Origin of the sequence: Actinoplanes utahensis, assembly GCF_016862455.1 — a bacterium.
Taxonomy (GTDB): Bacteria; Actinomycetota; Actinomycetes; order Mycobacteriales; family Micromonosporaceae; genus Actinoplanes; species Actinoplanes utahensis.
Genome location: NZ_BOMZ01000093.1, coordinates 69,411 through 79,011 on the forward strand (window position 1 = coordinate 69,411; position 9,601 = coordinate 79,011).

The following is a 9,601-nucleotide window of genomic DNA, read 5'->3' on the forward strand; positions in this document are numbered from 1 at the left end:
CGCCGGTGGCCGAACTCACCACAGCACGAGCCACGGACACGAGCCACGGACACGAGCCGCGAGCGGGCGGCGGGTCAGGGGCAGGTGACGCGCGGGTTGACGGTGGCGAGGACACCGTCGGGGTTCGACCGGTACAGCCAGACGTGCAGGTCGTAGTGGACCGGCATGGGCGGGGCGCCGTGCGGGACCGGGTGGCCGGTCATCGGGCCGTCGAACCGGTTGCCGAACAGGGTGGGCCGGTCGCTGTCGGTGGTGAGGCTGCCGTCGGTGTCGGCTTTGAAGAATTCGATGCCGAGCAGTTCGCGTCTCCGGTCGTACAGCAGCACCTCCGGCCGGGTGGGGTCGACGGCCGGGTCGGCGGCCAGGCCCGGGTGCACGTAGTGCCGGCCCATGCCGGGCACGCAGTCCTCGGTCGGCAGGTACCCGGCGGCCTCGGCCAGTGTCACGTCCTGGAACCGTTTCGTCGCCTCGATCAGCACGGTGCGCTGGGCGGCGGTCAGCGTGGCGGGGGCGCCGGTGGCGTGGGCGGGAGCCGGGGGCGCGGCGACGGCGGCGACGGCGGCGACGGCGGTGGGCAGGGCCCAGCGCCGCCGGGAAGACGACATGATCATGGGTTCAGGGTCGGGTACACCGGGCCGCGGTGTCCGGGGATCCGCGGACACCGCACGCGTACGGCGTACCCCCGAAGGAACGTGACCGGCCGCGAACGGTGAGGTGGGCGGGGGTGTGGCGGCGAAGCCGGATGCGGGCTGGTCGCGGGGCCGTGTCATTATTCGAGGCCTCATGCAGACCTCACCTGTCTGGCGGGTGCCGCGGCTGTGGCGGCTGCTGCTCGCCCTCTCCCGGATCGTGGTGTTCCCGCTCGCCCGGTTGCGGGTGTCCGGCGGCATGCCCGAGCCGTTGCGGGGTGGGCCGGTGATCCTGGCGACCAACCATGTCAGCCCGTTCGACCCGGTGATCGTCATGGCGGCGTGTCATCGGGTCGGCATCGTGCCGCGGATCATGGCGACCGGCGGGGTGTTCCGGACCCCGGTGGTCGGGGCGATCATGCGGCATTGCGGGCACATCCGGGTGGATCGCGACACCGCGCACGTCGCCGACGCGCTGCCGGCCGCGGCGAAGGCCCTGGCGGAGAACTCGGCGGTGCTGGTGTACCCGGAGGGCCGCATCGGCCTGGACCCGTGGATGTGGCCGGAACGCGGCAAGACCGGCGCGGCCCGGATGGCGCAGATGTCCGGGTCGCCGGTGCTGGCGGTGGCGCAGTGGGGCACGCACGCGGTGATCCCGTGGGCGGCGCCGCGGCATCTGGGCCGGGCGCTGCTGAAGGCGGTGCTCACCCGGCCGGTGGTGCGGGTGCGGTTCGCCGATCACCCGGTGGATCTGTCGTCGGCGCAGACCGGTTCCCCGGGCGCGCAGGCCATGCACGCCACCCGGCTGATCATGGACGCTATCGACGAGACCCTGACGCCGCTGCGCCGTGATGAGATGCGGATGCCGAGAGTGATCGATGTGACCCGGCCGCACGACCCGTCCCGGATCCGGCCGCGTAGGGATTGAGCAGCACCTTCTCGAAGGCCAGCTGGTTGTACGGGATGTCGCTGTAACCGCCGATGTCGTCGTAGCCGCTGCTGCGGTACAGCGCCAGGGCCTCGGTGAGCAGGGGGTGGGTGCCCAGCCGCACGGTGGTGATGCCGTGCGCGGCCGCGTCGACTTCCAGGCGGCTCAGCAGCTTGCGGCCCAGCCCCAGACCGCGGGCCTCGGCGGCGACCCACAGGTGCCGGATCTCGGCGACGCCGGGCCCGAGCCGGATCCACAGGCCGCAGCCGACCGGGTGGCCGTCCTCGACGGCGACGAGCTGGGTGCCGGTGACGTCCTCCGGGCGGGTCAGGGTGGCCTCCTCGAAGCCTTCCGGGAACGTCTGGTCGAGTTCGGCCGCGTACCGGGCCAGGCATTCCCGGGCGATCACCGACGCCGGCGGCACGGCCTCCACCACGACCGCCGCGGCCCGCAGCACCCGGCGGATCTCGTCCTGCGCGCGGATCAGCCGGTCGCGCTGGCCGGCGGTGAGTTCGCCGAGCAGCGCGGCGATGCCGGCCCGGGATCGCTCGGCCGACGGGCTGCCCTGCCCGAGGTAACGGTCGGTGAGCACGTCGAGGCGCTGGTGGTAGTAGCTGTTGAAATCGTGCACCCGCTCGATCTGCTCGACCTCCATGCCGCCGATGCTAGATCCCGATGTCCGGCAAGTCCGACATATGCGCTTGGTAGGAACCTCGAAGCCATCGATGGGGTACGCCGTACGCCGCCCCCGCCCAGCGTGCCCCGTCCCGGCTTCTCCGCGCCCGGCAGGCGGTGCACCGGACCGATGCGCGCCGCACGGGCGAAGCGGCCCCCACCGGCGGTGTGGGCCGGTTCTGGCAGCATGGCCGGTCATGACCGCGTTCGACGAGGTCGCCGCCTCCTTCTGGGATCCCGGCACCGACGCCATGACCCTGCCGCCGCTGATCCCGGAGCTGGTCGCCGCCGCCGAACAGCAGCTGGGCGTGACCCTGCCGGCCGAGCTGATCCGGCTGCTGGAGATCCGTAACGGCGGGGTCGTCGCCGAGGCGTGGGACGCCTGCCCGGCCGCACCGAACTCCTGGGCCGGCGACCACGTGCCGTTCGAGCATCTGCACGGCATCGCCGCGGCCCCCGACGCCGTGGAGATGTCGCTGCTGGACACCGGCTACCTGATCCGGGAGTGGGAGCTGCCGTCGCCGATCGTGCTGCTGAGCGGCGACGGGCACACCTGGCTGGCCCTGGACTACCGGGTGTGCGGACCGCACGGCAGCCCGCCGGTGGTCTGGTTCGACACCGACAGCGGCGCGGAGCTGACGGTCGCCGCCGACTTCCGTACCTTCGTCGAGGCCCTGACCGCGGCCGAGTCGTTCCCGGACTGACCCGGCCACCGTGACCGGGCCGGTGTGGGTGGTGTCGACCGTCAGGTCGTAGCGCATCCCCCGGTGGGCGTGCCGCGCCAGGTGGCGGCCCGGGTGAACCGGGCCGGCCCGGTCGTCCGCGGTGCCGCACAATGGTGCGATGACGATCGACAGGCCCGGCGCGGCGGCCGCCTCCGGCGCGTTCACCGCCGGTGGGCGGGTGCACCGTCCGACGCTCGGCTGCTCGCCGTCGCGCCGCCTGCGGGCCCGCATCTGACATGCGCCTGCTGCATCTGGTGGTGTGCGCCGCGACCCCGCTGCGGCACATCGGCGACCTGCTCGCCCTGCTGACCGCCGACTGGCAGGTGCAGGTGATCGCCACCCCCTCCGCCGCGACCTGGCCGTTCCTGACCGGTGTGGAGTCGCTGACCGGCCGGCCGCTGCTGCACCGGATGCCACGCCCCGACGAGCCGTGGCCGGTGCCGCCGCCGGACGCGATCCTGGCCGCCCCGATCACCTTCAACACGGTCGGCAAACTCGCCACCGGCGTCAACGACAACCTGGCCGTCGGCGTCCTCAACGAGCACCTGGGCGGCACCGTCCCGATGGTGCTGGCCACCCACGCGAAACCGGAACTGCGCGCCCATCCGGCGTTCACCGCCCACCTGCGCCTGCTGGCCGCCGCCGGTGTCACGCTGACCACCCTGTCGTACCCGCTGGACTGGCCCGCCGTGACGCGCACCCTCGCCGCCGCCCCGCCGCGCGGCGCCGGGCATGATCGCGCCTGCTGAGCCGGCGATGACCGGATTCCGGTCCGGCAGCCGGGGTTGACCTCAACCGCGGTTCACGTGCTGACATGGCGGCCATGGAATTCGAGGATCTGCGCGTCGCCGTCACGGGCGCCGCACGTGGTACGGGCCGGCTTCTGGCCGAGGCGTTCGCCGCACGCGGCGCCCGGGTCTTCCTCTCCGCGCGCGACGTGGAGGCCGCCCGGCAGGTGGCGGACACGATCACCCGGCGCGGGCCGGGCAGGGCTGAGGCGTTTCCCTGCGACCTCGCCATCCCGGATGCGGTACGGGGGTTCGCCGCGGCTCTGGCCGCCCGGACGAACCACCTCGACGTGCTGATCAACAACGGTGCCGCCTACGTCGACGGTGACGATCTGGCAGACGTCCCGGACGACACGATCGAGAACGTGATGGCGGGCGGGACCGGCACCCTGCTGCTGACCAAGCATCTGCTACCGCTGCTGCGGGCCTCGTCGCGGCCCGACATCGTCAACATGATCTCCGCATGCGGCGAGGTGGGGCACCGCCGGTCGGGTGCGCATCCCGCCTTCTACGCGGCCAAGCACGCCCATGCCGGGCTCGCCGAGATCCTGTCGCATCGGCTGCGGCCCGCGGGAATCCGGGTCATCTCCCTCTTCCCCCCGGATTTCGTGCAGGACGGGCCGCGGCAGGCCGACAGCGACCTCACCGCGGCGTCGGTCATCGACTGCGTGCTCTTCGCGGTGGGTCAACCACGGGACTGCTTCATCCGCGAGTTCCACTTCGAGCAGGTGCGGACCCCGCCGTCCTGAAGGCCCGCACCAGGCTTCCTGCGCACCGCCGACGACGAGCCCACGGCTGCTCAGCGATCAGCGGCGCTTACCACGCCATGCAGATCGGCCGGTACGGCGGATTCGGCGACGGACGCCTCGTTGAGCATCCCGCGCGAACAGCCGAGCTACCAGTCCTGTCTGGCGTCGGTGTCCGACAGCCCGGCAGCCGTACGCCGCCGCCCGGCGCAGCATCGTCCGGCTCCGTGACCGGGCAGGGCCGGTCCACCTCCAACTCCGCGTCTCCAGGCGACTGCTCAGCCGCACCGCCGTGCTCGCTCCGCATCCGCCTCGGCCCGGATCGCGCTGGCCATCGGCTCCGCGGCCAGGCGAGTCACCGCTCGCCGGCGCAGCAGCCGTCGCCGCAGCCTGGTGCGGCGCTCGTCGTGGTGACGGTGAGCGGATTCGGCGCGCAGCAGCCGTCGCCGCGCCAGGCTTCACGGCCTTCCTTGATCGCGACGGCGGCGATGACCAGCGCGGCGATCGGGTCGGCCCAGCTCCAGCCGAACAGGCTGTTGACCAGCAGGCCGACGAGCAGGACCGCGGACAGGTAGGTGCAGAGCAGGGTCTGTTTCGAGTCGGCGACCGCGGTGCGGGAGCCGAGTTCGCGGCCGGCGCGGCGCTGGGCGTAGGACAGTCCGGGCATGATCGCCAGGGACGCCGCCGCGAGGACGATCCCGGGCGTGGAGTGCGCGGCTTCGGTGCCGCCGAGCAGCGCGCGCACCGATTCGGCGGTGACGTAGGCGGCGAGCGCGAAGAACGAGATCGCGATGATCCGCAGTGCGGTCTTCTCCCGTTTCTCGGGGTCGGCGCCGGCGAACTGCCAGGCGACCGCGGCGGCGGAGGACACCTCGATGACCGAGTCGAGGCCGAATCCGATCAGCGCGGTCGAGCCTGCGGCGGTGCCGGCCGTGATCGCGATGACGGCCTCGATCACGTTGTAGGTGATGGTCGCGGCGACCAGCAGCCGGATCCGGCGGGCGAGCCGGGTCCGGCGGGCGAGCCGGGTCCGGCGCTGCGCGGTCGGGCCGGCCGGGGCGAGAGGGGTCAGTGGCAGGCTCATCAGCAGCAGTCCTTGTCGGTCGCGTCGGGGCAGGCGGCCGGGTCGACGGCCAGGACGAGGCCGAGCAGGTCGTCGAGGGCGTGTCGGATCCGGGTGTCGGCGAGTTCGTAACGGGTCCGCCGGCCCTCCGGGACCGCGACGACCAGGCCGCAGCCGCGCAGGCAGGCCAGGTGGTTGGACAGGTTCTGCCGGGTGACGCCGAGCAGGTCGGCCAGCTCGGCCGGGTAGCCGGGCGCCTCACGCAGGGCGAGGAGCAGCCGGGCCCGGGTGGCATCCGACAGGGCGTGGCCGAAGCGGGCGAGGACCTGGCCGTGGGTCACTGTCTCCATCACCCGACAATACAGCTGATGCTGTATTCAGCAAAAGCTGTATCGTCGAGTCCGCGGTGGGGCCGCTCATGCCGCTGTCACCGGCTCGGCGCCACGGCGGTCGAGTTCCATGTAGCCGGGCTCGTCGATGCGGAGCAGGTCGACGCGCCCGTAACAGGCGATGGGTTCGGTGCGGACATTCTCGTCGGCGGCCTCGACGAGTTCGTCGACCGGTTCCGCCGCCACGACGGAGCGGGCTCGGCGGCCTTCCATCGCGGCCGCGGTGCCCAGGCCGATGAGCAGGTGCGACTCGCCGGTGCTTCAGTCGCCGATCAGGCAGAGCGGCTCACCGGAACGGACCCGGCCGCAGCCGGCGACAGTCGTCGACGGTGGCCGCGTCGATGGTTCTGGACCACTACCTGGAGGTGCTGCGGCGCAAGCCCTGCCCGGCTCGACCGCGTTCACGCGGCCTCGTGAGGCTGGGGTGTTCACCATGGCGCACGAGGCGTGTCCTGGACGGCGGCGGTGAAGGCTCACGGCGTCCCGGCGCTGATCGACATCCGATGCGGGCATGTCCGGCCGAGCGGCAGCAGGCGTCCCCTCGGGCAAGCTCACCGCCCGGCCTGATCCACTGGCGGGTACCGCCGATGCGGGCTGGTCGCGGCGGTGGGCCTACCCCGGCAAGGGTGTGGCAGAAGCCGTGAGTGATCAGCGGGTGGCCGGGCCGGGCCGGGTGCGGGTCAGGTGGTGACGTCGGTCAGGTCGCGCAGGATCTCGGAGGCGGTGACCGGGGCGAGGTCGGCGAGAGGGCGCAGGCCCGGCCCGTTGAGGTCTCACGGGCCGGCGCTGCCGTCGTGCAGGTAGACGGCGACCAGGTGCTGTTTGTCGGAGAAGCCGACCTGGCCGACGATCCCCGGGTCCAGGTGCACCGACAGGACCAGTCCGGTGCCGGTGTCGCGGTCGAAACCGGTGTGGGTGCCGGCGCGGACCGGTTCCTGGCGTTGCCAGCCGCGCCGGTCCAGGGTGAGGACCGTAGTTTCCAGCGAAAAAACAGCGACAGGCCGTTGATCTTGTCTTGGGCTGGCTCGTAGCCTCAACGTCCACATTGGCGTTGATCGAGCAAGGGCAGGTGCCGGGTGGCGACTCGGGATGTGTTCTCGGCGGATGAGCAGGCCCAGCTGCGGGCCTTTCCGGAGATCGACCGGGTGGAGTTGATCCGGCACTTTACGTTGACCGGGGCGGACGAGGCGTTCGTGCGCCGGTTCCGGACGAGCAGGAACGTCCTCGCTGTGGCGGTGCAGTTGTGCACGCTGCCGTGGCTCGGCTTCGTGCCCGACGACGTGCCGTCGGCGCCGGCCGCCGCAGTCGGCCGGTTGTCGCAGCGCCTGGGCGTGCCGATGGGCGCACGATCGATGCCGCCGAGTGGAAGGACCTGGACGAGTTCCTGTTCGCCCGGGCGATGGAGCACGACGGGCCGAAGGTGTTGTTCCGGCTGGCCTGCGAGTACCTGTTGTCCTCGCGGGTGGTGCGCCCGGGCGTGGTGCATCTGCTGGAGCACGTGGCCACGGCCCGGGCCCGGGCGCGGGAGGAGACCTGGACGCGGGTCGCGCATCTGCTGCCCGAGCGGCGCCGGGCCGAGCTGGATCTGCTGCTGGTCCCGGACGCCTACCTGGGCCGGACGCCGCTGGCGTGGCTGGGGATTGAGCCGACCTCGGCGACGCCGGCGGAGCGGCGCCGGTTCCTGGCCGGGGTCGGCCGGCGGTTGACCGGGCAGGCGTTGCAGCGGCGTGAGCCGGAGCGGCGGTACCCGATCCTGCTCACGCTGATCGCGCAGTCGGCCGTCGACGTGCTGGATGAGACGTTGCTGCTGTTCGACCAGGCGATCACCGGGCGGGAGTCCGCGGCGAAGCAGCGGATGAAGCAGGCCCTGGAGGAGCGGGCCAAGGGCGGGGAGAACCGGCAGGCGCTGCTGGACGAGATCCTGACCATCGTGCTGGATACCGGTATCGGTGACGAGCAGGTTGGCGGGGTGCTGCGTTCGGCGATCGGCATGGACCGGATGCGCGCGGCGTGGGAGGTACGCCAGCAGCGACTCCCGCGGGATCACGGGCATCTGGCGGAGATGGACGCGTCGATGTCGTATCTGCGGCAGTTCACCCCGGCCGTGTTGGCCGCGGTGCGGTTCGCCGGCGGTCCGGGCACCGAGCAGTTGCTGCAGGCGGTGAGCATGCTGGCCGAGTTGTATGCCACCGGCACCCGCAAGGTCCCGGCCGGCGCCCCGGTCGGGTTCGTGCCCACCAAGCGGGCCGGCTATCTGACCGACCCGAACGAGGTGACCGCGTACCGGCACTACTGGGAGCTGGCCGTGCTGGTCGGCCTCCGCGACGGGCTACGTTCCGGTGACATCTTCGTGCCGGGCTCGCGCCGGTACGCCGACCCGGCATCTTTCCTGCTCACGCCCGAGGCGTGGGTGCCGCAAAAGCTCGAGTTCTGCCACCTGGTCGGCAAGCCGGTCGAGGCCGCCGACGAGCTGGCGCAGGCCGCCGACGAGCTGCACACCGCGCTGGCGGATCTGGAGACGCAACTGGCCAAGGGCAATCCGGGCGAGGTCCGGCTCACCGACGACGGCGAACTGATCATCCCGCCGCTGACCGCGGAGGACGTACCCGCCGAGGCCGATGCGCTGCGCACCGAGCTGGCCGGGATGCTGCCACGGCCTCCCTTGGCGTCGGCGCTGGTGGAGATCGATGCCCGGACCGGGTTCACCGGCCACCTGATGCACGCTGGTGGGAAGGTGAACCGGCCGGCGGATCTGAAGCGCAACCTGCTGTATGTGATCATCGCGAGGCCACGAACATGGGTCTGTCCGCGATGGCCGAGTCGTGCGGGGTGCCGTATGACGTGCTCGCCTGGACCGCCGAGTGGTACTTCCGGCCGGAGACCCTGGAGGCGGCGAGCGCGGCGATCGTGAACTACCACCACCGGCTGCCGCTGACCCGCGCGTTCGGTTCCGGCACCCTGTCGAGCTCGGACGGGCAGCGGTTCCCGGTCAAGGGCAAGAGCATCACCGCCCGGCACCTGTCGCGGTACTTCGCCCGCGGCCAGGGCGTCTCGACCTACACCCACGTCTCCGACCAGCACTCGACCTTCGACACGAAGGTGATTGTGGCGACCGCGCCGGAGAGCCACTACGTGCTCGACGGGCTGCTGGGCAACGCCACCGATCTCCCGGTGTTCGAGCACGCCACCGACACCCACGGCGCGACGCTGGCCAACTTCGCCCTGTTCGACCTGGTCGGGAAGCAGCTTTCGCCGCGGATCCGGGACCTGGGAAAGATCACCCTGTACCGGACCGGGCCGAAGTCCGACTTTCTGGCCCGGTACCCGCGCGCCGGGGCGCTGCTGACCCGCCGGCTGAACCTGGATCTGATCACGAGCATGTGGGACGACCTGCTGCGCGTCGCCGCTTCCGTGCAGGGCGGGCACGCCACCGCGGCGATGGCCGTCGGCGCGCTGCGCCGGCAGGGCCGCATCATCGACGACGAGGTCCTGGCGCACATCTGGCCCACCCACCACGAGAACGTGCACTTCTACGGCACCCACGCGGTCGACATCGACGGCGAGCTCGCCCAGCTCGACGTCGACGGCTACCGGCCGCTGCGACTAGCCGACGCCGGTCTCACCAGGGTCTGACGCGCTAGCCACCGTGGTCCGCGGG

At 72.1% G+C, this 9,601-nt stretch carries 9 protein-coding genes and 2 pseudogenes; 5 read left to right on the forward strand and 6 right to left on the reverse strand.

Annotated elements, in window-relative coordinates:
* Positions 1-74 precede the first annotated feature (74 nt).
* Positions 75-611, reverse strand: a complete 537-nt coding sequence (locus Aut01nite_RS33960) for a hypothetical protein (RefSeq protein ID WP_052164441.1) — start codon at positions 609-611, stop codon at positions 75-77.
* Between the two features lie 172 nt (positions 612-783).
* Between Aut01nite_RS33960 and Aut01nite_RS33965 the strand changes: the two genes are divergently transcribed.
* A complete protein-coding gene (locus tag Aut01nite_RS33965; protein WP_043531651.1) occupies positions 784-1,557 on the forward strand; it encodes a lysophospholipid acyltransferase family protein in 774 nt (257 codons plus the stop codon).
* On the opposite strand, the gene Aut01nite_RS33970 is transcribed toward Aut01nite_RS33965, so the two are convergent.
* On the reverse strand, positions 1,448-2,212 hold the full coding sequence (locus Aut01nite_RS33970; RefSeq protein ID WP_052164442.1) for a GNAT family N-acetyltransferase: 765 nt from the start codon (positions 2,210-2,212) through the stop codon (positions 1,448-1,450). The genes Aut01nite_RS33965 and Aut01nite_RS33970 overlap by 110 nt on opposite strands.
* Positions 2,213-2,429: 217 nt before the next feature.
* On the opposite strand from Aut01nite_RS33970, the gene Aut01nite_RS33975 reads away from it, so the two are divergent.
* The 3 genes from Aut01nite_RS33975 (at position 2,430) to Aut01nite_RS33985 (ending at position 4,494) form a co-directional block, all read left to right on the forward strand.
* Entirely contained in the window at positions 2,430-2,936 is a 507-nt protein-coding gene (locus Aut01nite_RS33975; RefSeq protein WP_052164443.1) for an SMI1/KNR4 family protein, read from the forward strand.
* Between the two features lie 257 nt (positions 2,937-3,193).
* Entirely contained in the window at positions 3,194-3,706 is a 513-nt protein-coding gene (locus Aut01nite_RS33980; RefSeq protein WP_052164444.1) for a flavoprotein, read from the forward strand.
* 74 nt (positions 3,707-3,780) lie between these two features.
* Positions 3,781-4,494, forward strand: coding sequence for an SDR family NAD(P)-dependent oxidoreductase (locus Aut01nite_RS33985; RefSeq protein ID WP_043531814.1), 714 nt, complete (start codon positions 3,781-3,783; stop codon positions 4,492-4,494).
* 352 nt (positions 4,495-4,846) lie between these two features.
* On the opposite strand, the gene Aut01nite_RS33990 is transcribed toward Aut01nite_RS33985, so the two are convergent.
* The 4 genes and pseudogenes from Aut01nite_RS33990 to Aut01nite_RS34005 all read right to left on the reverse strand — a co-directional run bounded on the left by Aut01nite_RS33990 (position 4,847) and on the right by Aut01nite_RS34005 (position 6,989).
* Positions 4,847-5,575 carry a cation efflux transmembrane domain-containing protein gene (locus Aut01nite_RS33990; RefSeq protein ID WP_043531653.1) on the reverse strand — a complete coding sequence of 243 codons (729 nt, stop codon included), beginning with the start codon at positions 5,573-5,575 and terminating at the stop codon, positions 4,847-4,849.
* Positions 5,575-5,904 carry an ArsR/SmtB family transcription factor gene (locus tag Aut01nite_RS33995; protein ID WP_043531655.1) on the reverse strand — a complete coding sequence of 110 codons (330 nt, stop codon included), beginning with the start codon at positions 5,902-5,904 and terminating at the stop codon, positions 5,575-5,577. Before Aut01nite_RS33995 ends, Aut01nite_RS33990 begins: the two co-directional genes overlap by 1 nt.
* A 66-nt stretch (positions 5,905-5,970) precedes the next feature.
* A pseudogene (locus tag Aut01nite_RS43900) lies at positions 5,971-6,189 on the reverse strand (IS21-like element helper ATPase IstB); the annotation flags it as partial.
* A gap of 527 nt (positions 6,190-6,716) precedes the next feature.
* Positions 6,717-6,989: a hypothetical protein gene (locus Aut01nite_RS34005; RefSeq protein ID WP_204037773.1), complete on the reverse strand. Its 273-nt coding sequence runs from the start codon at positions 6,987-6,989 to the stop codon at positions 6,717-6,719.
* Positions 6,990-7,019: 30 nt separating this feature from the next.
* Here Aut01nite_RS34005 and Aut01nite_RS44645 point away from each other — a divergent pair.
* Positions 7,020-9,399 (forward strand): annotated as a pseudogene (locus Aut01nite_RS44645) (Tn3 family transposase); the annotation flags it as partial.
* Positions 9,400-9,601: the final 202 nt, after the last annotated feature.